Here is a 23,133-nt window from a genome sequence, read left to right on the forward strand (position 1 = left end):
AATTTTATTTTACTTTTTCTGTTCTATCTGCTTTTTCTTTTTCAGCTTCGTAAATTCTTTTTCTTAAGTCGCTGGTAGAAAACCTATGATCTCTTTTGTTATAAAAAAGCTCAATTCCCTTGTCTTCACAATATTGTTTTCCAGTAAAGTCTCTATCCATGTAATCATCACCAATGATTCTTACATCAATTACAAATGATTTTAAAATATCAAGTAAATCCTCTTCGGTGTAATAAGGAATAATTTCATCTACGGCATTTACTGCTTTCAACTGAATATAACGCTCAACAATCGTTTGACTTGGCTTATTCTTATTCGGACGGTCATGGGATGGATCGATCTGCAACCCAACAATCAGATAATCACATACTGTTTTTGCTTCTTCAAGCATTTTGATGTGCCCTGCGTGTAATAAATCAAATGAGGAAAATGTAATACCTATTCTTTGTGTCTTCATATTAATGTTAAATTAAAACTTCGCTGAAATAAATGTTCTTTTAAATGGGTAAAAGACGGGTGATTCAGGGAAGATGTTTTGTAATTGTTGTTTATAATCGTTTTTAAATTGTTCTTTCATTTCATCAGGAAGCTTTTCTATATAAGGAAGCATAGCTGTTCCGGAAGCCCAGGTAAATACGGCCTCTGCATTTTCTAGAACATGGGGAAATACTTTCTCATACACGGTAATTTCTCTTCCTTTATGATCAAATAATATCCGGGCGTAGTCTTCAATCGTTAAAACGGTATACTCTCTTTCCCAGCCATTATAAGCACTTTTATAAGGTTCAGTGCCGGCAATCTTTCTAAGAAGCTGATGGACTATATATTCATGGTTAGAAGGAATCTGTACAGCTAACTGTCCTCCTTCCTTGATCTTACTGATAATTCTTGGAAAGAGCTCCTTATGGTTACTACACCACTGGATTGCTGCATTGGAGATAACCAGATCATAGGTATCTCCTAAATGAAGCTGCTCTTCAATACTTCTTTTTTCAAAATTCAATCGGCTTGTCTTGAATTGAGCTGCTTTTTCAAGCATTTCCTCGGAAGAATCTATTCCCAGAACTTTTGAGTTTTCAAGATAATCCAAAAGCTTAGACGTTAACTCCCCAGTCCCACATCCCAAATCTATAACAGATATTCCCGTTCTTGATTCGACAAGCTTTAAAAGATCAAAGAAAGGTGCTGAACGTTCTTGTTTAAACTGATCGTATACTTCCGGATTCCAAGCCATAATGATTGTATTTTATGATTTTAATCTCTCGATTTGATATATTTTTGCCATTCCCAAACTGTCTTTAGAGCTTCCTCCAATGATGTTTCAGATTTCCAGCTAAGTTCTTTCTCTGCTTTAGAGGGATCTGTATAAGCAATGGTAATATCTCCTTCTCTTCTGTCACAGATCTGATAAGGAACATGTACTCCATTTGCATCTTCAAAAGCCTTTACAACGTCTAAAACAGATGATCCTTTTCCTGTTCCCAGATTATAGGTATCTACTACTACTTCTCCGGATTGGTCTTCTATTAATTTTTTCAAAGCCGCTACGTGAGCCTTAGCCAGATCAACAATATAGATATAATCACGAACCGCAGTTCCATCCTCTGTCGGATAATCATTGCCCCAAATACTCAGTTTTTCACGAATTCCTGCAGCTGTTTGCATTACGTAAGGGACAAGGTTATTGGGAACACCAATTGGTAATTCTCCCAGTTTTGCAGATGGATGTGCTCCAATAGGATTAAAATATCTCAACAATGATATTTTTCTGTTATATGCCTTTGCAAAATCGATTAGAATTTCTTCTCCCATTTGCTTGGTTTTCCCGTAAACGCTTTCAGGCATTTTCAAGGGTGTATTTTCATCAATCGGCATCACATCTGCCTGTCCGTACACCGTACATGATGAACTGAAAATAAAGTTTGAAATTTCTCTTTCTTTAAATTCCTGAAGAATATTAATTAAGGAAAACAAATTGTTTTCATAATAATCCACAGGCTTTTCCTGGCTCTCTCCTACAGCTTTGAAAGCTGCAAAATTTATACAGCCATCAATTTTATGTGCATCAAAAACCTGGGAAAGAAGTTCTTTACGCTTCAGGTCAAAAGGATAAAAAACAGGTTTTTTACCTGTAATTTCCTCAATATTTTTTAAAATAAACCTCTCCGAATTGGATAAATCATCTACAATAACAACATCAAAGTTATTATTAAGAAGTTCCACTACAGTGTGAGAACCAATATATCCAAGTCCTCCGGTAACAAGTATTGCCATTTTTTAATCTTCGTGTTTTCCTATATTTTCTATTTCATTTTTTTCTATTTCTCTATAGTTTAGATAGTAGATATAAAAAAGAATAAAACCCGTAACTAATGTATTAAAAATAATTACAAAGTTGTAATATGAATTGTTAATGTAACTTTTAATTAAGGTATAATTCGCAAAGCAAACTAAAATAAAGATCAATACTGCAAAAAAATTGAGAATGGTCTTTGTATATTTTAATTTGCAAAAAATGACTATCCCTGCAATTAAATTCACTATGATGTAAAAAGAGTATTTCAGAATATTTTCAAAAATACTCTCTTTATAGTATTCAGTGTAAGACGAGGAATTATAGGATGTCACTGTATTTATTAAATAAAGTGAATAAATCCCGGTAATAAAAAGATGAAATCCTAAAAAGAATTTATACTTTTTACCTTTCAGAAAAAATTCCTTCATGCTTTTTTATCCCATAAACTCAAGGACAGCATCGGTGATATACTTCAACTGTTCTTCGTCTAATTCCGTATGCATTGGTAAAGAGATTACCTGATCCAAAAGTTTATCTGTATTCACAAAGTCAGCAGCATTGCTTTCCTGGAAATATGCTTTTTGCTTTCTTAGTGCTACCGGATAGTAGATCATTGCCGGAATTTCCTTTTCTGTAAGGAACTTCTGAAGATCATTTCTCTTACCGTTCAGGATTCTCAATGTATATTGGTGGAATACATGAGTAGAACTTTCAGATCTTTTCGGTGTTAAAATATTTTCATTTCCCGCAAATGCCTCGTCATAATAATCAGCCGCTTTTCTTCTTGCCTCGTTATAGGAATCCAAGTGAGGTAATTTTTTTCTTAAAACAGCAGCCTGAATACTGTCTAAACGAGAATTCACACCTACCTCATCATGATAGTATCTTTCGTACATCCCGTGGTTTACAATCCCTCTTAAACGGTGTGCCAGCTCATCATTATTGGTGAAAATAGCTCCTCCGTCACCATAACATCCAAGGTTTTTGGATGGGAAGAAAGAGGTTGTTCCTACTGTTGCCATTGTTCCGGCATATTTTGAGGTTCCGTCAGAGAAAGTATATTCTGCACCAATTGCTTGTGCATTGTCTTCAATTACGAATAAGTTGTGCTCTTCAGCAATTTTCAGGATTTCTTCCATATTCGCACACTGTCCGAATAAATGTACAGGAATAATTGCCTTTGTTTTTGGTGTAATAGCCTTTCTTAAAGCTTCTGTTGAAATCGTAAATGTATCATAATCAACATCTACCAAAACAGACTTTAATTTAAGCAGATGAATCACTTCTACTGTAGCTGCAAAGGTAAAATCTGCAGTAATTATTTCATCCCCTTCCTTCAAATCCAGCGCCATAAGGGCAATCTGTAATGCATCAGTTCCATTAGCACATGGAATAACATGTTTACATCTAAATAAGACTCCAATTCATTCTGGAAAGACTTCACTTCAGGACCGTTGATAAAAGCCGCGGAATCCATTACATTTAAAACTGCATTGTCTACATCATTCTTTATTTTGTAATACTGACTTTGCAAGTCAACCATCTGAATTTTTTTCATAAATAAATTATTTCTGTAAAAATAAGGATTTTAAAATCCTTTCAAAAATTTTATTGATTTTGTTTTTATCTTTATACAAAAATTTATATGAAAAAAATTTTACTCTTTTGTTTCCTAGCAGGTTACTCTTATACCAGCGCACAAACTCAGCTTGTTTTTGTGTATTTTAAGGATAAGCCTAATAAAGCTGCTTTTTTTGCTAATCCTCTTTCTGAACTTAGTCAAAAATCCCTTGACAGACGCACAACATTAGGTGTATCGCTTAATGATCAGGACGCTCCTATAGAACAGTCTTACATCCAAAATCTTCAAAATCTAGGATTTACTGTTACGGATTATTCTAAGTGGCTTAATGGTGCTGCCGTAAATGCTACGGCTCCACAAATTGCCCTTTTGAAAACACAGCCTTTTGTACTTTCTGTCGAAAGTTTTGCCAAAAACGGAGCAACCATTGTAAAGTCGTCACCCGTTAATAAGTGGAATAAGCCAACCAATGCACAAAAAACGCTTACAACTTTTGAATATGGTTCAGGCACGGCGCAGATAGACCAAAGCAATATAAGACCCCTTCATCTTGCCGGATATACAGGAACAGGGATTTCCATCGCCGTTATTGATACTGGATTTCCCACTGTAAATACCGGAGCTGCATTTCTAAGATTAAGAAACAATAACAAAATAAAAGGGGGATATAACTTTGTCAACAAATCCACGGACATCTACAACTCTTCTCTGAATGCACATGGTACAACTGTTTTAGGTGTTATGGGTGGCTATTTGGAAAATGTATTTACAGGTTCAGCTCCTGATGCTGATTTTTATCTCTACTGTAGTGAAAATACAACGGCAGAAATTCCTGAAGAAGAACTCTATTGGATAGAAGCTGCTGAAGAAGCAGATAGAAAAGGAGTAGAAATTATCACCACATCTCTTGGGTATAATGTTTTCGATAACCCACAATATAGTTACACGTTTGCTGATATGAACGGGAATACCTCCTTTATTACAAGAGGAGCTGGAATTGCCACAGAGAAAGGGATTTTCGTTCTTGTTGCCTCGGGAAATTCAGGGGATAAACCTTGGCATTACTTGCTCACTCCAGCAGACAATTCTAAAGTATTTACTATTGGTGCTGTAGATTCTGCAGGAAGTTCTTCTGTATTTTCATCTTATGGCCCCAATTCACTTGGTGTGGTTAAACCCGATGGAAGTACACGCGGAACGGCTACAGCAACCGTTTTAGGTGATACAACCTATAGTACTAACGGAACTTCCCTTGCTACTCCCATTGCTGCAGGAGGTGTAGCCTGTCTTATTCAGGCATTTCCTACCATGAACAGAGATCAGCTTAAAGCAAAACTAAGACAGACAGCCTCACTGTATCCTAACCATACAGACCAGATGGGATATGGTATTCTTAACTTTGGAAGTCTTTACAACAGTGTGTTAAATACTTCTGAAGTTGTACAAAAACAAAAATTCGTCTTGTTTCCGAATCCTGTTAAAAATATCTTGAACATTGCGTCAGAAAATGACATCAATTCGTTGGAAATTTATGACAATCTGGGAAGATTGATCAGAAAAGTAAACCATGAAAAATCAGTAAAAGTTGATGACTTTGCAAAAGGAGTTTATTATCTTAAAATCCTCTCAGAAGACAAAGTTTACTATGAGAAATTTATAAAAGAATAATTAAAAACGGCCGTTTCAAATGAAACGGCCATTTTTAATTCACAAACTTAGTTTTTGGGATAACTCAAATTTAAATCTCACATTTGTTTATCCTGACTCATCCTAAAATAGAAATCAACAATAAGAATAGTAAGCTTATTGTTCATTCTTTCTAAGCCGAATTCCTGCTTGCATTAATATTTCCGAACAATGATCTTGTCACCAGCTTTTCATAGGCTTCTTTATTCCCTTCTCCTTTCTGGATTTTCATCAAAGCATATTGCTGAATACTCAACAACGGAAGAACGATTTTCTCACGGATTTTTACAGATTTTCTGGAAAGCGGGTCTTCTTCCTGAAGCATTTTGAAACCTGTAAGCTCCAACATAATATCTCTTGAAAGCTCATATTCATTGAACAGGATGTTCCAGAAAGCTCCGAATTTAGGATTGCTTTTAATATAATATGTCAGTGGGAAATAAGATTTATTCATACTCATCATTGAATTCAAAACCAATGTTTTAAAGAAATCTGATCCTTTATATAATTCTCTAACCTCTTCAAACCTTCCCTGCTCTTTCATCTGCTGCATCGCATATCCAAAACCAAAAAACCCGGGAACATTCTGTTTTAATTGTGACCACGATCCTACAAATGGGATCGCTCTTAAGTCTTCAAACCTCAGCTCACTTCCGCCACCTCTTTTGGATGGGCGGCTTCCGATATTGGTTTTTCCGTAGTATTCCAATGTACTCATCTCCTGAAGATAAGGAACAAACATGGGATGTGCTTTCAGGTCTGAATACTTCTGGTAACTGATATTCGCAAGTTCGATGATCAATGCTCTTTCTTTTTCTGTAAGATCTTTTTTAGCATTTTTGAATACATCATTTTCTACTCCAGCTGTTAGAAGCTGTTCAAAATTATACTTTGCCTGTTCTTTATTTCCGAAAATACTAGTGATGGTTTGCCCCTGAATCGTTAGCTCGATTTTATTATTGGCAATTGTTTTTCCCTGGGAAGCGTAGAAATCGTGGGTCTTTCCACCACCTCTTGCTGGTGGTCCGCCTCTACCGTCAAAAAATACCACTTTGATATTATTTTGCTCTGAAAGTTTCGTAAGCACCTCTTTAGCCTTATAAATTTCCCAATTCGCTTTTAAGTATCCACCATCCTTAGTTCCATCAGAGAATCCAAGCATAATTGTCTGTTGATTTCCTCTTCTTTCAAGGTGCTTTTTGTAGACAGGATTCTGGTACAGCTCATTCATCACGTGTTCTGCATTATCAAGACCTTCCATTGTTTCAAAAAGCGGTACAATATCCATATTGATCTCCTCATCCTGATAGCCACAGACCTTAAAGAATGCGTAAACATTCATTACATCTTTCACTGCATCAGAATTGGAAATAATATAACGGTTCATTCCTCTCAATCCATTCAGATTCTGAATTTCAGTAACCTGAGATACGGTTAATAAAGTATCTTTACAATATCTTCAAAATCATCAGCATTTACAGAGTTTGACATTTGAATCAGCTTATTGAATTTCTGTTCATAATCTGCTTCTTCATTCCCATATACTTTAGCAAAGACTTCATCGATTACTTTTTGATGAATTCTACTGTCCTGGCGAATATCTAAAGTTGCAAAGTGAGTTCCGAAAATCTTCACACGATCTCTGAAATTAGCTAAAAGATCTAAGAACAAAGAGTTGTGTTCATTGATCAATATTTTTTCAGCCTCATCAGTTTTCTTTAAAATATCTTCTGAAGTAATTGTTTTTCCATTAAAAATAGCTATATATAGCTCTTCGCTTAATGCCGTCAATACCTCAGAAACGCCTCTAAAGCTTAGCCTCCTTCTGATAAACTTCAAATGACTGTAATAAGACTTCAAAATTGCGGAGCGCAGTTCTTCTGCCACTCTTTTAGTTACATCGGCTGTTACAAAAGGATTTCCATCACGATCTCCTCCCGGCCAGAAGCCAAGCTGAATAATATCCTCATGCAAATGAAAATGTCCGTTCCCGAAAGTCTTTTTAATTTTCGTAAACAACTCACCAATCGTATCATAATACACATATCTCAGATAGGAAATAATACTCAAAGCTTCGTCAATAGGGGTAGGTTTTTCTTTGTTCACAAAAGGAGTTTTTCCTAATTGTTGTAAAAGCGTATCAATCTGCGTAACGGAATCACTGGTAATGGCTCCTCTAAGATCCTGAATAATTCTCTGCACTGAACTTGGATAAAACTGAGTTGGGTGTGCTGTAAATACAACTTTCACACTGAAATCCTTTAATTTTTCACGTACCTTTTCAATTTTATGATCCTGAAATGAACGTTCAAAAAGATTAGTCACGGTTCCACTATCACTCTCAGAATGCAGATTTGGAAAAGCGGCATCCTCGATACTGTCGAATAAAACCACTTGCCTTTCTATATATTGAATGATCTTAAAAAGCAGTTCAAGTTTCTGCTCCTCGGTCTGAAGATCGGTATGGTTTTTAAAAAACTCTTCAACAATTTCTTCGGGAGTTTTTCCTGCATCATAGCCGGTTTTGCTTTCCTCATAAAGAAAGGGAAGCAACATCCCGATATTGGTCATTTTATCATAAGGCAGGCTCATAAATAATGAATTGTAGATCTGGAATTTATTTTCCACGATCTGCCTGAATTTTTCTGCGCGTTGGTCGTGTCTCATAGTAACAAATGTAAGTGATTTTGGAATTAGTTAGATTGACAAATGACAAAAAATTATGGAGCTGGAAGAATGAAGCAGGAAGTTAATTTTAGTTGTAGTATTACTGAATGTCATCATAAAACTACTTTAAAAAGATGAAAAAGGTCATAATGATTCTTTATGACCTTCACAGATTCTTTCCTAAGTTTCTTTTTTCCTATTTACAATTTCTCCAAATCAAAAAATCTTATTCCGGGGTGGCATTATACTATCATTTTAAATCTTATTTAAAAATTTTATTGGAAACCGAAAATTAAAAATAATGACAGTAATTACAGCTTATTTACCTTGAAAAAGCTAAGTATGCCATAAAATCTTCTGTTCAACATTTCGTAACTTTGAACTTTAATTAATTCTTATAGGCAACTTTATCTGTTGTATTAAAAATTGTTGAATATGGGTTACATTAGGGAATATTACGAACAAATCGTCAAGCTACAGGAGTCCGAATGGGAATTTATCGCAGGATATTTCCATAGAAAGGTGTATGCTAAAAATGAGATCATGACTCAGCAAGGCGATACAGAAAACTTTCTGTCTTTTATCGAATCCGGATTGGTAAGGTTTTATATTCCTGATGATGAACATGGCTATACCTTTAGTTTCAGTTTTGAAAAGGAGTTCACTTGTGCCTATGATTCTTTTCTTACCCAAACACCTTCTGAATATGAGATGCAAGCATTAGGTGAAACTGTTGTATGGCAGATTTCTTACAATGACTTACAGAAAATATATAACCAAACGAATGTGGGAAATCATTTGGGACGTTTTGCTTCTGAAAAGCTATTTCTGGCCAAAAGCAAAAGAGAACTTTCTCTATTGAAGCTTACTGCCAAAGAACGTTATCTAAAATTATTCACGGAACAGCCTGAATTGTTGCTGCGTGTTCCTCTAAAATATATTGCTTCTTATATCGGAATTACTCCACAGGCTTTAAGCAGAATCCGCAGACAGATTAATTAACATAGGTTCATTGTATATTTTTCCTTTTCTGCTGAACTTTGCAGAAAATCATTTCAATGAATTTACCTATTGTTGCCTATGGAAACCACATTTTAAAACAAAAATGTGTACAGATTAACAAAAACAGCCAGGAAATCCAGGATCTCATTTCCAATATGTGGGAAACCATGGAAAACTCTAACGGATGCGGACTTTCTTCGTCCCAGATCAATAATCCTTTACAGCTTTTTATTGTAGACAGTCAGGTTACTTTTGAAAATCTTGATACTGAAGGGCAGCTTCTTTATTTTGAAAAAAATGATAAAGGGATAAGGGAGACTTTTATCAATGCTAGGATTATTGATACTTCTGAACCTACCTGGGAAGACTATGAAGGCTGTCTAAGCATTCCCGGCCTGGCTCAAAAAGTCGAAAGACCATGGGAAATTACTATTGAATATCTTAATCAGAATTTTATCAAACAAACCAAAACATTTACCGGATTAACGGCAAGAATCATACAGCATGAGTATGACCATACGCAAGGTGTTTTATATATTGATCACTTGAAACCGCTGACCAAAAAAATGATTGAATCCAAATTGAAAAAGATCATTAATGGAAATATCAAAACAGGATATCCTATGAAGTTTTTATAATCTACCCAAAGCATTAAGAAGCATCAGTAAATTTTGTAAATTTGTCCTGAAAACACGTTTCTTTATGAAAATAATCATCACCCTTTCTCTGATCTTTTCCAATCTGCTTTCTGCCCAAATCACGGTTCCGGATGATTATAAGAAAATCCCCAATATTCTGGATACTACTGAATATCTTTATCCATTCATCATTCCTAGCAAAGAATATGATTACTGGAGGGTCTTGACCAATGACAGCGATCCAGATAAAGCTATCATTTATGAAAGCCAGGCTCCTCTTTACATGACAATTAACGAACCTGCTCCTGAAAAGGGATTTTTCCAGAAATGCATTGGAAATAGTTGCTTTTCGTACATCGTTGCATGTAAAAAAGACAGACCTGTTTATTTTTTCACTGAAGAGCAACTAAGGAATTTTATAGGAACAGTTGACAATCTTCCGGAAGCTATTTTACTGGCTCACACTTATGGATACTCCATCGATACTCAAAACCGCTTTACAGGATCCTATAAAATTGATGATCATTCTATTTCTTTGTATGCATTACAAGCTAAAGGATGTCCGGTAGTTAAAGAATCTTTTTTAATTAAAATAAACAGAAAAACCGGGAAACTCACAGCCAAAAGTAATGGAATCTATTCTAAAAATGAGGATTGTACTACTTTATAATTTGTCCAGATACATAAAGGCACGAGGATTTATCTTAAATTAAGTTTTTTAAGTTCCAAAAAAATCTATTTGCCCTTTAGTTTGCAAAAAGAAATTAAGTTTACAAACTAAAGGAGACATAGACTCTTATACATAAATAATAATTATTCGTGCATCCGTGGCGATTATTTAGCAGTATACTATTTTATCGCAGATAAAATCCTAGCGCCTTAAAGCAGTGTCAAAGGAAAAAAAATAGCGCCTTTGCGTTTACCAACATTCACCTTTTCTTCATGTTTATTTTGTTGGAAAACGCGAGGGCGCAAAGGTCTTAAGTAAGATAAGATCCATATTATAAGACGAAAGAGAATCAAAGACCCTCGGCAAGAGTTACACAGAACACACTTTTTGCCACGAATTCACTAATCATTTTATTCGTGTATCCGTGGCGATTATTTAGCAGTATACTATTTCCTAGTGCCTTAAAGCAGTGTGAAAGAAAAAAAATAGCGCCTTTGCGTTTATTAACATTCCCTTTCTTCATATTCATTTTGTTGGAAAACGCAAGGGCGCAAGGGTCTTAAGTAAGATGCATATTGTAAGGCGCAAGAGAATCAAAGATCCTCGGCAAGAGTTACACAGAACACACTTTTTGCCACGAATTCACTAATTATTTTATTCGTGCATCCGGGGCGATTATTTAGCAGTATACTATTTTATCGCAGATAAAATCCTAGCGCCTTAAAGCTGTGTCAAAGGAAAAAAAATAGCGCCTTTGCGTTTATTAACATTCCCTTTCTTCATATTCATTTTGTTGGAAAACGCGAGGGCGCAAGGGTCTTAAGTAAGATCCATATTATAAGACGCAAGAGAATCAAAGATCCTCGGCAAGAGTTACACAGAACACACTTTTGCCACGAATTCACTAATTATTTTATTCGTGCATCCGTGGCGATTTAAAGTAGTCAGGATCAAATATTAACAGCTCCTTGTCCAGAAGCTATAAGATAAGCTTCTTTCAATGCTTCGGAATACGTTGGATGCGCATAAGAAATACGATACATATCTTCTGCTGTCACCTCATATTCCTGCGCAATAACACCCTGTGCAATTAGGTCAGCAGCTCTTGCCCCAATAATATGAACTCCAAGAACTTCACCATATTTTGGATCTACCAACACTTTTGCAAACCCATCCATATCCATAGCAGCCCTTGCCCTTGCACTCGCCGAAAACGGAAATTTCCCGACATTATATGCTATATTATTCTTTTTAAGATATTCTTCTGTATATCCAACAGATGCTACTTCGGGCCAGGTATACACAACAGATGGAATACGATCGTAATGGATATGATGTTTTTGCCCATTAATTGATTCTGCTACTAAAACGCCTTCTTCTTCCGCTTTATGGGCAAGCATTGCTCCTCCAATTACATCTCCAATTGCATAGATAGTAGAACAGATGTCTGATTGTTTTCACCCACTGTAATAAATCCGCGATGATCCAACTGTACGTCAGTATTTTCCAGCCCTAATCCTTTTGTATAAGGGCTTCTTCCCACAGCAACAAGAATATAATCTGCTGCCAATTCATTTTCTGTCCCGTTTTTATCTTTAAAGAAGACCTTGGCTTCAGACTCTGAACTTTCCGTTTTGTACACAGATTGCCCCAAACGAACTTCAACACCTTCTTTTTTAAGGATTTTCTGTAGATTTTTTCCTAATTCATGATCCATGGCAGCGATCAGATGATCTGCATATTCAAGAATAGTGATCTTGGTTCCGATCCTGTTAAAAATGGAGGCCATTTCTACCCCAATCACTCCCCCGCCAATGATGATCATAGAGGCAGGTTTATTTTTTAAAGATAAGGCCTCAGTAGAAGTGATAATTCTCTTTTTATCAATTTCTACCCCTGGAATAGTTGATGGTTTCGAACCGGTTGCAATAATATAGTTTTTGGCAGTAATCTCTTTAGATTCTGCTTCGTGAACAACTTTAATGGTAGTGTTATTGATAAAACCAGCTGTACCTCTCAAACGAGTAATGTTGTTCTTACTCATCAGAAAATCGAGTCCGTTGGTATTCTTACCGATTACTTCCGATTTTCTTTTGTACATCTGGGTAAAATCAAGTTCTAACTTATCAAGCATGATGCCATGCTCTTTAAATTTATGCTGGGCTTCTGCATAATGGTGGGTACTATCCAGCAAAGCTTTTGTGGGTATACAGCCAACATTGGTACAGGTTCCCCCCAATGTCTCATATTTCTCAATAATTACTGTTTTATAACCCAATTGAGCGCTTCTTATAGCAGCAACATATCCTCCAGGGCCTGAACCAATTACAGCGATGTCATAATTTTCCATTTGATTTATTAATTTTTTATGGTTAAATTTACTTGCAAATTAAAAGCAAAATTAAGACAAACACTTTCATTTTGCAAGTAATATTTTTCAAATTAAAATAATGAGTAAAAAAAGATCAGAATGCCCTATCAGTTGTTCCCTGGAGATCTGGGGTGATAAATGGTCATTATTAATCATCCGTGATCTGATGCTTAAGAAAGAATGTACTTATGGAGAGTTTCAGAAAGCGGATGAAAAAATTGCTTCCAATATTCTGGCAACGAGGCTTCAAAATCTATTGGAAAACGGCATCATCGATAAGAAGAACCATCCGGACAATAAATTAAAGATATTATACCATCTTACAAAAAAAGGGATTGATCTGGTTCCGATTATTGTTGAAATAAACCTTTGGGGAGATCAATATCTAACAATTCCGAATGATAGAAAGAAGCTTCTTGACGATATTAAAAAGGATAAGGAAGATTTTATTAAAAGAGCGAAGGCGTACCTTTCCGATGATGTTCAATAAATACAATTAAATAAGATAAACCATTACGGATAGGCAAACGTAAGACTAAAATTTTGATAGCTTTCATTAAATTTAATCATAGTAATTTTAAAATTTCATTAACTTATTTTTCCCTTTTCATTCCGTAAATTTGAATAAAATAAATTTAGAATAATGCTTAATTTCGAATTTAAAAATCCGACCAAAATACTTTTTGGAAAAGGCGAAATCGCTAAAATCTCCAATGAAATCCCTAAAGACGCTAAAATATTAATGATCTATGGTGGTGGAAGCATCAAAAACAATGGTGTTTATGACCAGGTAAAAGACGCTTTACAAGATCATGATGTATATGAATTCGGCGGAGTTCCTGCCAATCCTGAATACGAAGTATTAATCAAAGCAGTAAGCTTTATTAAAGAGAATGGAATCAATTATCTTCTTGCTGTAGGTGGAGGTTCTGTCATTGACGGAACGAAGTTTATCTCTGCGGCAGCTAACTATGATGGCGAACCTTGGGATATCTTAAGAAAGCAGGTAAGAACTTTGAAGGAGAAGGAATGCCTTTTGGAAGTATCTTAACCCTTCCGGCAACAGGCTCTGAAATGAATTCAGGATATGTAATTTCGAGAAGAGAAACTAATGAAAAGTTATCTTCCGGAGGCCCTGGACTTTTCCCACAATTCTCTGTTTTAGATCCTGAAGTAATCAGATCTATTCCTAAAAACCAGATTGTAAACGGACTTACCGACGCCTATACTCATGTATTGGAGCAATATATGACAGCTCCGTCTTCTGCAGATCTTCAGGAAAGAATTGCAGAAAGCATCTTGATCAGTCTTCAGGAGACTGCTCCAAAAGTATTGGCAGATGATTTCAACTACGATGCAGCCGGAAACTTTATGTGGTGTTGTACAATGGCGTTAAACGGGCTGATTCAGAAAGGGGTTATTACAGACTGGGCAGTGCATGCAATGGGGCATGAATTAACAGCTTATTTTGGGATTGACCATGCCAGAACCCTAGCTATCATCGCTCCTTCTCACTATCGTTATAACTTCGAAGATAAAAAAGGGAAACTTGCTCAATATGCTGAAAGAGTATGGGGAATTAAAGAAGGATCTCTTGAAGAAAAAGCAGAACTGGGAATCAAAAAGCTTGAAGAGTTCTTCCATAGTCTTCATATTAAAACCAAACTTTCTGAATATACAGAAGATTACAAAGGTACTGCTGAAAGAGTAGAAAAAGCTTTTACAGAAAGAAACTGGATGGGTCTTGGAGAGTATAAAAAATTGACTCCTCAGGATGCTTCCAAAATTGTAGAAATGAGCTACTAAATAATTTCTAAATACAATTTTGGCTGGCCAAAATGAATATAAACTTTATAATAAGAGCAGGATTTATCCTGCTCTTGTTGATTCTGAACATTGATAAATTCATGAATAACCGTTATGCATTATAAATTAAAAAAGAAAACAACGGAACAGGATTAAACATTGTTCTTCCGGCTTAGTGGTCAGTAGATGATCAGTTGTAATTAAGTAAAGACTTTTGAAGGGTTCAAAACTAGATTATTAACTAAAAGAATGATTCTTATTGTTGTCCAATTTAGTAATGAAGTATACTTCAATCGAAATATCATACAATATACAAGGGGTGATTGAAATTAAATTATTGGCTTGCACTCATGTTTTAAGACCTGTTTCATAAATACTTTTCCTAAAACAACTGATTTCTAACGAAGTAGGCTTTGTCGTAGAACTACTACAATTTTCGAAAAAACTATTGATTCATTTTGTGGTGAATTTTTATGGCAGTATATTAGTCTTACTAAATCATGAAATATTGACTGTAAAAATACATTAAACATTTCTTGTAAGGAGTATAGTAAAGTACTCAGACTGATACTTTACTATTCTGAAACATTCTCATACCCGTCTTTAGGAAAAGGAAATGGAGGCCCACAATTTTGTCTGACCGTGTATGAGCTGATTAAGGCCAACTCATAAATGGGTATACTCATTTTATATTTAAAAACACAACTGTAAAAAATTATGTATGTTTCAAAAATTCAAAGGAGATCCATCCAAAGTAAATCTTCCTAAAGCTGTTAATAAAAATACAGCTGATCTTAGCCAGGGAATTGATCCAAAAAAGCAAGCTAAAGATGCAGAGCAGAAATTTATGAACCAAAATCTGGTTCCCAACCAGCCCGCTACTGTTGATAAAAAATTATGGGACAAACAACCTACCTCAAAAATCCATAATGCTGCCGCGATCCCATCAAGTGAAGTAACAGGAATCAACCGTGTTGTAAAATTACAAATTGTAATTGATGGCACTGTTATTAAATATTTTAAACACTTTAAATTAGTACAAAGTGCCAATAAGCATCATGAGTTTAACCTCACATTGGCTTATGATGTCTTGGGAGATGCAGAGAATCATAACATGAAGCAGGTACAGAGTTTTTTGGGAAAACGTATCACTGCTATTTTTAGTTACAAAGATGTAGAGAATTCTCCGGAACGGAATTTCGTGGGTGTGATTACTGAAGTGGGTTTTGCCCAGGATAAAGGAAGTCTGGGAAATATTGTCCTTACCGGTTTTAGCCCCACTATGCTTTTAGATGCGGCTCCGCATACCCAGAGTTTTGGCGGAAAAGAACCTGTAAGTCTTAATACCATTGCATCTGAAGTGCTAAAAGAAGGATTGGGTGAAAACAAATTTGATTTCAGAGTAGATGCAAAACATAATAATGTTAATTATAGTTCTCAGTACGAGGAAACCCATTACAACTATCTGGCTCGTATAGCAGAAGCGTATGGCGAACAGTTTTTTTATGATGGTGAAGTAATGCATTTTGGAAAGCTGCCACCCCCGGAAAATACACTTACCCTTGTCTATGGAAGCAGTGTAAGTGATATTAGTGTGAAGATGCGTGCCCTACACGTGAATCCAATATTCTACGGGTACAATAGCAGCAGAAATGAAAAGCTTCAGACAGGGAGTTCAAAAATTGATCATAAATCGGAAGTCGCCAAACAGGCGTACGAAATTTCAAAGAAAACATACACCACTCCCTCTTTAAGAGTAGCGCCTATTCAGGCCGTTAATTTTATGGATGTGGAAGACTCTCAAAAAGGAACTGCCGGAAGCAATGCCTCAGAAGTGTTTATCACTTCGGGGACTACTTCTGTTCCTTTTTTATATCCCGGTTGCTGTGCTAATTTGGAAATGCGCAAGCCTGATTCCAATGAAACAATGTATTTTACGAAAATAATGATGCTGAATGTGGTACATGAAGTGGATGGGCGGGGTTATTACGAAGGTAGTTTTGATGCTATAGCTGCCGACTCCGGGTTTATACCAAGACCTCAATTTCAGGTACCTAAAGCAGATCCTCAGCTAGGTAAAGTAATATCCAATACCGATCCTCTGAATCAGGGACGAATACAGGTACAGTTTGACTGGCAAAACCATAATACCACCCACTTTATAAGAATGATGAGCCCTGATGCAGGAGGAACCGATCAGGTGACCCAAAACAGAGGATACATCGCCATTCCTGAAGTTGGCGACCAGGTAGTAGTCGGATTTGTACACAATCATCCCGACAGGCCTTTTGTAATGGGAGGTATATTCCATGGGGAAACAGCATTGGGAGGTGGTATCAATAACCACATGCGCTCTATACAAACCAAAAGTGGAATTAAAGTCCTAATGAATGATGATGAAAAGAGTGTCACTATTCTGGATCCAAGTGGAAATACCTGGTTTATGGATGGACAAGGCAGTATAACGGTAACAGCTCCTAAGAATTTACGGTGAATGCAGGAGAAAACATCACGATGAAAGCTGGAAAAGAAGTATCTGTAGATGCGGGAACCCATATTACCCAATCTGCAAACGAAGATATAACTTCTACTGCCGGAAAAGATATTGCACAAACCGCTTCCGGAGATATCAGAGAAATGTCAGATAACCGCACGGAATTGGTAGAAAAAGACTTTAAAAGACAATCTGAAACATCCAGTGAAGTAGCCCGGGAAATAGCCATGTTCAGTGAAAAAGAAAATATGACCATGCAAAGCGGGAAAATTGTGGAGTTTAATAGTGCTGAAAAATCTAAGTTATTCTAAAAATCACAGGTATGGCCATACGGAAAACAGCTAAAAATATCTCCATTGAAGTTAAAGATTCCTATCATTTAACCGTAGGAAATAAAGTGGAAAAGATAGCAGAAAAGATAAATGTAGAAGCAACCAGAGATAATCTGACGCTTGCTAGTAATAAGAAAATAGTATCAAAAGATAACGCTAAATAATTATGGCAAACTTCGGAGATTATACACCGCCACCGCCGCCCAAGGGAACTATCGATATTAGGATTGGGGTGTTTTTTGATGGTACTATGAATAACAGGACGAATACAAACGCCAGGCTTGGAAAAGCAGATGATAAAAAGAAAGCTGCTAAAGCCAATAAACGGTATGGTGGTGATGACAGCAGCTATGAAAATGATTGGTCTAATATTGCCAGGCTGGAAACAGCCTATACTGAAAATGTCGAAAAATTTATCTCGAAAATTTATATTGAAGGAATTGGTACGGAAGACTATGAAAGAGATAGTTCCTATTTTACCAAAGGTGCAGGAGGTGCTTTTGGAGCGGGAACTACAGGTATTATTGCCAAAGTGTTAAAAGGTTGCGAAAAAGCAGTAGAGAAAATAGGATTATTATCAAAGAATAAAAGAGTCAACTGTATTTACCTTGATGTTTTTGGTTTTAGCCGGGGTGCAGCGGCAGCAAGAAACTTTGTGTATGAGATCACCAAAGAAAAATATCCTGCCACTGAAGTTTGGGATGATAGCGGTGATTCAAGTGGCGGAATGGAAAAAAGAGATGCTCATAATAACAAAACAGAGCTTAAAGTGCTTCCAAAATATGGTCATTTCGGACTAAAACTCACTCAGGCAGGTATAGATGTAGCCACAACAAGAGTAAAAGTTGAATTTGTAGGATTGTTTGATACCGTTTCGTCCTATGATCCCAGCACGACGGGAGCATTTAAAAATTTTGAAAATGATGTTGGTGAGCTCAATCTGAATGCCATTAGTAAAGCAAAAAAAATATTTCATTTGGTAGCGGCCGATGAGCACAGGGTCAATTTTATGCTTACAAAAGTAACCGCAGCCGGAGGAGATGAATATATTTTGCCGGGGGTACACAGTGATGTTGGCGGGTCTTATCAGCACGATAAATCTGAGACCGTTCAGTTGCTCGATTTTGATAATGTTTGGGGAGGGCGCACTGATAAGGACTGGGATACCATACTTAATAATGACTTAAATAATCTTATTGCCCAAGGCTGGTATATAGAAAAAGAATTGAAAAGGCCCAACAGTTGGCACGAAACTTATGGAATACGCCCACACCTCAGCAACAGATACAGTTTTATACCATTACATATCATGGCGGAAAATGTAAATAAATTTCAAGAAGGCTTAATTAGCTTAGCACGATTAGGTGAAAAGAAATTTATTATTCCCAATGGAAAAGAAGAAAAAAACTATCCTTTAGATTTAACTGCTGTAAAAAAGAGGCTGGATGATTATATTGCAGGGAAAAAGCCCAAAATGTGGTATTGTACCAACAAAGAAATAGAATATTACAGAAAACAGGTTGCAGAAAAGAAGATGACGGTCGAAAAATTTAATCTCTTGGTTCATGACCACAATATGCTGCTAGAACTAAGGCGTAAATACTTCCATTGGTCTGCCAGATATGGTGAAACAGGTTTTGAACCTAATTTTGAGTTTAAAGATAAATTTAATATTCACAGATTTAGAAAAACTGCTAAAGATTCGTAAAATGAAGAATTATTTTTTACAACTTATTGTATTACTCAGTATAACAATATCATGTCAAAACAAAATGGAAGAAAAATTTGAATGGTTGCCCACCGAAAGTGCACCTCTACTCTACCCCATGAATATTTATAAAGGAAATTTATATTTTGACGATGGAGGAAGCGTTTATATACCATGTTCTCTTATCGCCCATAATGGATGGGGTAATGGCGGATCTCTACATACCCAAGGGGAAGATTTAAAACCTGTACCTGTAAAATTAGAAATTACCTGGGCATCATTTACGGAAAACAAATTCTACACAGGCAGTTGGATTTTACCGAAAGAAAAAATGCTCAAACTATTTAAAGAAGGAGTAGTATGGTATCGTACCCGAAAAAAAGAAACTTACAAAGAAATTTTGGTAGGATGTGCACCTGGAGGAGTGGTGGTCGTGTGGATGCGAGGAGCTGGGCAGCAAGTAGAGATAGGACGCTATCAGGCCCATGAGACGCATGTGGCAATGAGTGATTATGTACCTGAAAACCCGACTATAAGCCAAAAAGATTATTTTGATACAAGTAAAGAATTACCAGAAGTATTAGAAAATATAAAGAAAAAAGGAGGGATTGAGTATGGTCTTTGGGATAGTTATCGCAAAAAATATACTTGGCGTACCCGTATAGAAATTCCTAATCATACTTTTGATAATACCAGTTATGAAATGTTCAATGGAGAAATGGAAGAGTTGTTTGACGAATCCCTCAAAAAAAATGAATTTAAAGAAAGAGCAGTACCCAAATTATTAGATTTTATAATAGCTGATGCTAAAGGGAAAAGAACTGTTTGGGAATTCGAGTATTTAGATGAAGAAGAGATTATGGGTTTATTCAAACAGGCAGATCCCAATAAGCCGATAGAAATCATTTTACGCATGAATGAGGATTTCAGTAACCGTAGTTTAATTTTTAAACAAGGCGATAAAGAGATTCCGATCAAAAAAGTAGATTTAGATAATATGTGGGAATATAAATAGTAGCAATAAATAGACAAATAGTAATAAGATTAAGACTTCCATGAGTCTTTAAGACGTGACGAAATAGTTTTTGAGTTTAAAGATCTAATATTCGCAGATTTAGGAAAACTGATAAATACAGGCATTGGAGTTGAATATTTATAAACCGAGTAGTTACTTATGAACCCAACTACAAAATTTTAGGCAAAACCATTGTAAGATTTCGTAAAATAGAACTCAACTCATGAAAAAAATATTAACAATTTTAGTTTTATTATCATTAATGTTAATCTCTTGCCAATCTCCAATGAAAAAATACGAATGGTTGCCCACTGCTAATGCTCCGGAGCTTTACCCAACCTATATCCATGATGGCCATTTTTATTTAGAAGATGGTAGTAGCGTTTATATTCCCACTGCTGCTGCAAATAACAATGGTTGGGGGAATTCTGGTTCTACCCATTCACAAGGCGAAGACTTAAAAGCATTGCCCGTAAAAATGGATATTACCTGGGCATCCTTTAAAGAAAATAAATTCTATACAGGCAGCTGGGATATGCCTGTTGATACCCTAAAAAAACTTTTTGAAAAAGGAACTATTGATTGGCGCACTGGTAGAGCTTCAAATTATACTGAAATAATAGTAAACTGTGCACCAGGCGGTATAGTGGTGGTTTGGGTATATGGTGATGATCAACAAATAGAAGTGGCTCGTTTTCAAGCAAAAGAAACCCATATAGATATGAAAGTTCTGGTACCTGGTAACCCTGATGTATCTCAAAAAGAATATTTTGAAGTTTTGGGAAAATTAAAACCAGAATTTGAAGAAGAGTTTAAAAAGAAAGGCATTCAATATGATATTTGGGACATTTACAGGAAAAAATATAATTGGCGTGCAAAAACCGAAATCGAGGGACATCAATTAATGAACATAGGATTTAAAATGTTCAATGGTGAAGAAGAAACCATTTTTAATAAAAACATTGTTGAACCCATTAAAGAAAACCCTTTTAAGCCAAGAGCTGTCCCTAAAGTATTAAACTTCATTTTTGAAGACAATAAAAAGCTTCAAACTGTTTTTGAAGTCAAACCGTTTGACGAAGAAGAAATTATGGGCTTATTCAAACAGGCAGATCCTAAGCAGCCAATAGAGATAATTTTGCGTATGAAAGAAGATTTAAGTAATAGAAGTTTAATTTTTAAACAAGGCGATAAAGAGATTCCGATCAAAAAAGTAGATTTAGATAATACGTGGGAATATAAATAGTGATAAAAGCAAATAATAATATTCCATTGGCCTGTCAGATATATTAATAAAATATTTTAAATGCAAACCTTCAACAAACATATCATCCGGGAAAACGAAACTTTAAAAAGTATCGCAACACTCTATGATCTGTATGAAGGAGATTTGAAATTTTTTCATAACAACCATTGTGAAACCAAAGACATTATTTTAATTAATCTTAAAGAACAAAAAGAACTTTTTATTCCGAGAACTGCTGTACTTGATAGAAGTAAAGTTGTACATTTTAAACATGGGAACAAATTGATGTTTCATCCTGAAAATTCATTCTATGAATATGGAGTCAATATCAATATCGAAAATGGGGGTCATAAAAATGAATTAAAATATGAAGCATCTGTTCGTTGGTTAAAAACAGAAAACAGGTTTCATTATTTTGAAATAGATCGTACTTCCGAATTTTTTATTAATGAAGAAGAAACCAATGATATAGCCGATATTTTGGCTTACAAAACCTCCAAAGTTTTATATCCGCTTTACATTTCTGTTGATGAAACCGGGAAATTCAATGCAATTGAAGATTCAGATGGCTATAAAGCAAGATGGGAGACTGTAAAAGAAGATGTTTATAAGGAATTTGAGGGCGAAATTGTAGACCTGTATTGTAATAAAATAGAAAATAGTATCAATGAGCCGGAATTATTAAGCCTGTATCTGAAAAATGATTATTTTCTAAGAACACTTTTCTTTGGAATCTATCAGTCTTTTGGGGATAATTATAAAATTCAGGGCTTAGAAACGTTTCCAATAACAGGTAATCCCAGAGAGCCTCAATACAAAATAGAGTTAGAAATTGATCCTCTTAAAGATGATTCTAATTTAATCAACATCGAAGGAAATGGAATTTTGCATGAAGAACGAAGCATTCAGGACTTCATCAATAACGTACCTTTTCCTTTTTTAATAGAAAAGGAACCAGAAATAAATACAGAAGGTTACTTTAGACTTCAGTCTTATGTGAACGCCGAGACATCACTTCCGGAATTTTTGTATCTGGAATGTGAAATTCAATTGCAAAAACCGAAGAAAGTATCGGTTTTAATTAATGTTTTAGAAAACACCAAATCTACAAACTAAGAAAAATGTCTGAAAAACATATCGTTGTTCAAGGAGCTCTGTGCAAATGCCAGTTTGGACAAGTTCCCGACAAACTAAAAGTACTTTCTCATACCAAAGAATATGCGAATGATAAAGAGGCATCCAAGAAACTAATTGTCACTACCAAAGAGATTGGAGGTGCCACTTTAGAAAAAAACACTTTTGGAAACTGTCCGAAAATGGGAAATCCCCCCCCACCCTGCAAACCCATGATTACAGAATGGCAGAATTTTTACGAAGGTGTTATATTAAGTAATGGTGGAAATATTATTCTGGAAGACAGCAAAGCCGTTTGTGCCATTGCAGGAACCGCTTGTATAAATATTATAGATCATGGGCAGCGGGCAGAAGCCAGCCAGCAGAATTTTGAAAATGCAGATAAAGATGTACAGCAGCAGATCAATCCATTGGTGAATCCTGAAGAAATGTACAATAAGCAACCCATCAACGAAGGCATTATAACACAAACTGAATGATATGGCA

16 protein-coding genes and 4 pseudogenes are annotated in these 23,133 nt (G+C 35.7%); 14 read left to right on the forward strand and 6 right to left on the reverse strand.

Annotated elements, in window-relative coordinates:
* Nucleotides 1-4 precede the first annotated feature (4 nt).
* The 4 genes and pseudogenes from QWZ06_RS17060 to QWZ06_RS17075 all read right to left on the reverse strand — a co-directional run bounded on the left by QWZ06_RS17060 (nt 5) and on the right by QWZ06_RS17075 (nt 3,854).
* Entirely contained in the window at nt 5-457 is a 453-nt protein-coding gene (locus tag QWZ06_RS17060) for an adenylyltransferase/cytidyltransferase family protein (RefSeq protein ID WP_290299850.1), read from the reverse strand.
* 12 nt (nt 458-469) lie between these two features.
* Nucleotides 470-1,234: a methyltransferase domain-containing protein gene (locus QWZ06_RS17065; protein ID WP_290299851.1), complete on the reverse strand. Its 765-nt coding sequence runs from the start codon at nt 1,232-1,234 to the stop codon at nt 470-472.
* A 20-nt stretch (nt 1,235-1,254) separates the two neighbouring features.
* On the reverse strand, nt 1,255-2,274 hold the full coding sequence (gene galE, locus QWZ06_RS17070; RefSeq protein ID WP_290299852.1) for a UDP-glucose 4-epimerase GalE: 1,020 nt from the start codon (nt 2,272-2,274) through the stop codon (nt 1,255-1,257).
* 456 nt (nt 2,275-2,730) lie between these two features.
* Nucleotides 2,731-3,854, reverse strand: a pseudogene (locus QWZ06_RS17075) (DegT/DnrJ/EryC1/StrS family aminotransferase).
* An 87-nt stretch (nt 3,855-3,941) separates the two neighbouring features.
* Between QWZ06_RS17075 and QWZ06_RS17080 the strand changes: the two are divergent.
* On the forward strand, nt 3,942-5,546 hold the full coding sequence (locus QWZ06_RS17080; RefSeq protein WP_290299853.1) for a S8/S53 family peptidase: 1,605 nt from the start codon (nt 3,942-3,944) through the stop codon (nt 5,544-5,546).
* A 151-nt stretch (nt 5,547-5,697) separates the two neighbouring features.
* Here the strand turns inward: QWZ06_RS17080 and QWZ06_RS17085 are convergent.
* Nucleotides 5,698-8,231 (reverse strand): annotated as a pseudogene (locus QWZ06_RS17085) (phosphoenolpyruvate carboxylase).
* Nucleotides 8,232-8,666: 435 nt separating this feature from the next.
* Here QWZ06_RS17085 and QWZ06_RS17090 point away from each other — a divergent pair.
* The 3 genes from QWZ06_RS17090 (at nt 8,667) to QWZ06_RS17100 (ending at nt 10,541) form a co-directional block, all read left to right on the forward strand.
* Nucleotides 8,667-9,233: a Crp/Fnr family transcriptional regulator gene (locus tag QWZ06_RS17090; RefSeq protein WP_290299855.1), complete on the forward strand. Its 567-nt coding sequence runs from the start codon at nt 8,667-8,669 to the stop codon at nt 9,231-9,233.
* A 56-nt stretch (nt 9,234-9,289) separates the two neighbouring features.
* Nucleotides 9,290-9,871, forward strand: a complete 582-nt coding sequence (def, locus tag QWZ06_RS17095; RefSeq protein ID WP_290299857.1) for a peptide deformylase — start codon at nt 9,290-9,292, stop codon at nt 9,869-9,871.
* Nucleotides 9,872-9,935: 64 nt separating this feature from the next.
* On the forward strand, nt 9,936-10,541 hold the full coding sequence (locus tag QWZ06_RS17100; RefSeq protein WP_290299858.1) for a hypothetical protein: 606 nt from the start codon (nt 9,936-9,938) through the stop codon (nt 10,539-10,541).
* Between the two features lie 950 nt (nt 10,542-11,491).
* Here QWZ06_RS17100 and lpdA read toward each other — a convergent pair.
* A pseudogene (lpdA, locus tag QWZ06_RS17105) lies at nt 11,492-12,891 on the reverse strand (dihydrolipoyl dehydrogenase).
* Between the two features lie 100 nt (nt 12,892-12,991).
* Between lpdA and QWZ06_RS17110 the strand changes: the two are divergent.
* The 10 genes and pseudogenes from QWZ06_RS17110 (at nt 12,992) to QWZ06_RS17150 (ending at nt 23,126) form a co-directional block, all read left to right on the forward strand.
* Nucleotides 12,992-13,402 carry a winged helix-turn-helix transcriptional regulator gene (locus tag QWZ06_RS17110; RefSeq protein ID WP_290299859.1) on the forward strand — a complete coding sequence of 137 codons (411 nt, stop codon included), beginning with the start codon at nt 12,992-12,994 and terminating at the stop codon, nt 13,400-13,402.
* A 153-nt stretch (nt 13,403-13,555) separates the two neighbouring features.
* Nucleotides 13,556-14,718, forward strand: a pseudogene (locus QWZ06_RS17115) (iron-containing alcohol dehydrogenase).
* 721 nt (nt 14,719-15,439) lie between these two features.
* Nucleotides 15,440-17,212 carry a type VI secretion system Vgr family protein gene (locus QWZ06_RS17120; RefSeq protein ID WP_435384125.1) on the forward strand — a complete coding sequence of 591 codons (1,773 nt, stop codon included), beginning with the start codon at nt 15,440-15,442 and terminating at the stop codon, nt 17,210-17,212.
* 20 nt (nt 17,213-17,232) lie between these two features.
* The gene (locus tag QWZ06_RS28225) at nt 17,233-17,523 is read left to right on the forward strand and encodes a hypothetical protein (protein ID WP_435384126.1); all 291 of its coding nucleotides are present in this window, start codon (nt 17,233-17,235) and stop codon (nt 17,521-17,523) included.
* An 11-nt stretch (nt 17,524-17,534) separates the two neighbouring features.
* Complete coding sequence (locus tag QWZ06_RS17125; protein ID WP_290299861.1) at nt 17,535-17,708, forward strand: hypothetical protein; 174 nt, start codon at nt 17,535-17,537, stop codon at nt 17,706-17,708.
* Nucleotides 17,709-17,710: 2 nt separating this feature from the next.
* Nucleotides 17,711-19,252, forward strand: a complete 1,542-nt coding sequence (locus QWZ06_RS17130; RefSeq protein ID WP_290299862.1) for a T6SS phospholipase effector Tle1-like catalytic domain-containing protein — start codon at nt 17,711-17,713, stop codon at nt 19,250-19,252.
* Between the two features lies 1 nt (nt 19,253).
* Nucleotides 19,254-20,267, forward strand: a complete 1,014-nt coding sequence (locus QWZ06_RS17135) for a DUF2931 family protein (RefSeq protein WP_290299863.1) — start codon at nt 19,254-19,256, stop codon at nt 20,265-20,267.
* 223 nt (nt 20,268-20,490) lie between these two features.
* Nucleotides 20,491-21,513, forward strand: coding sequence for a DUF2931 family protein (locus tag QWZ06_RS17140; RefSeq protein ID WP_290299864.1), 1,023 nt, complete (start codon nt 20,491-20,493; stop codon nt 21,511-21,513).
* A gap of 60 nt (nt 21,514-21,573) precedes the next feature.
* Entirely contained in the window at nt 21,574-22,629 is a 1,056-nt protein-coding gene (locus QWZ06_RS17145) for a hypothetical protein (RefSeq protein ID WP_290299866.1), read from the forward strand.
* 5 nt (nt 22,630-22,634) lie between these two features.
* Entirely contained in the window at nt 22,635-23,126 is a 492-nt protein-coding gene (locus QWZ06_RS17150; RefSeq protein ID WP_290299867.1) for a DUF4280 domain-containing protein, read from the forward strand.
* Nucleotides 23,127-23,133: the final 7 nt, after the last annotated feature.

The sequence above is a fragment of the Chryseobacterium tructae genome, from assembly GCF_030409875.1.
Taxonomy (GTDB): Bacteria; Bacteroidota; Bacteroidia; order Flavobacteriales; family Weeksellaceae; genus Chryseobacterium; species Chryseobacterium tructae.

Bases quoted from the DNA above. Each gene is read 5' to 3' on its own strand.
- QWZ06_RS17060 (WP_290299850.1), bottom strand. From the start codon at position 457: ATGAAGACACAAAGAATAGGTATTACATTTTCCTCATTTGATTTATTA.
- QWZ06_RS17065 (WP_290299851.1), bottom strand. From the start codon at position 1,234: ATGGCTTGGAATCCGGAAGTATACGATCAGTTTAAACAAGAACGTTCA.
- galE (WP_290299852.1), bottom strand. From the start codon at position 2,274: ATGGCAATACTTGTTACCGGAGGACTTGGATATATTGGTTCTCACACT.
- QWZ06_RS17080 (WP_290299853.1), top strand. From the start codon at position 3,942: ATGAAAAAAATTTTACTCTTTTGTTTCCTAGCAGGTTACTCTTATACC.
- QWZ06_RS17090 (WP_290299855.1), top strand. From the start codon at position 8,667: ATGGGTTACATTAGGGAATATTACGAACAAATCGTCAAGCTACAGGAG.
- def (WP_290299857.1), top strand. From the start codon at position 9,290: ATGAATTTACCTATTGTTGCCTATGGAAACCACATTTTAAAACAAAAA.
- QWZ06_RS17100 (WP_290299858.1), top strand. From the start codon at position 9,936: ATGAAAATAATCATCACCCTTTCTCTGATCTTTTCCAATCTGCTTTCT.
- QWZ06_RS17110 (WP_290299859.1), top strand. From the start codon at position 12,992: ATGAGTAAAAAAAGATCAGAATGCCCTATCAGTTGTTCCCTGGAGATC.
- QWZ06_RS17120 (WP_435384125.1), top strand. From the start codon at position 15,440: ATGTTTCAAAAATTCAAAGGAGATCCATCCAAAGTAAATCTTCCTAAA.
- QWZ06_RS28225 (WP_435384126.1), top strand. From the start codon at position 17,233: ATGAAAGCTGGAAAAGAAGTATCTGTAGATGCGGGAACCCATATTACC.
- QWZ06_RS17125 (WP_290299861.1), top strand. From the start codon at position 17,535: ATGGCCATACGGAAAACAGCTAAAAATATCTCCATTGAAGTTAAAGAT.
- QWZ06_RS17130 (WP_290299862.1), top strand. From the start codon at position 17,711: ATGGCAAACTTCGGAGATTATACACCGCCACCGCCGCCCAAGGGAACT.
- QWZ06_RS17135 (WP_290299863.1), top strand. From the start codon at position 19,254: ATGAAGAATTATTTTTTACAACTTATTGTATTACTCAGTATAACAATA.
- QWZ06_RS17140 (WP_290299864.1), top strand. From the start codon at position 20,491: ATGAAAAAAATATTAACAATTTTAGTTTTATTATCATTAATGTTAATC.
- QWZ06_RS17145 (WP_290299866.1), top strand. From the start codon at position 21,574: ATGCAAACCTTCAACAAACATATCATCCGGGAAAACGAAACTTTAAAA.
- QWZ06_RS17150 (WP_290299867.1), top strand. From the start codon at position 22,635: ATGTCTGAAAAACATATCGTTGTTCAAGGAGCTCTGTGCAAATGCCAG.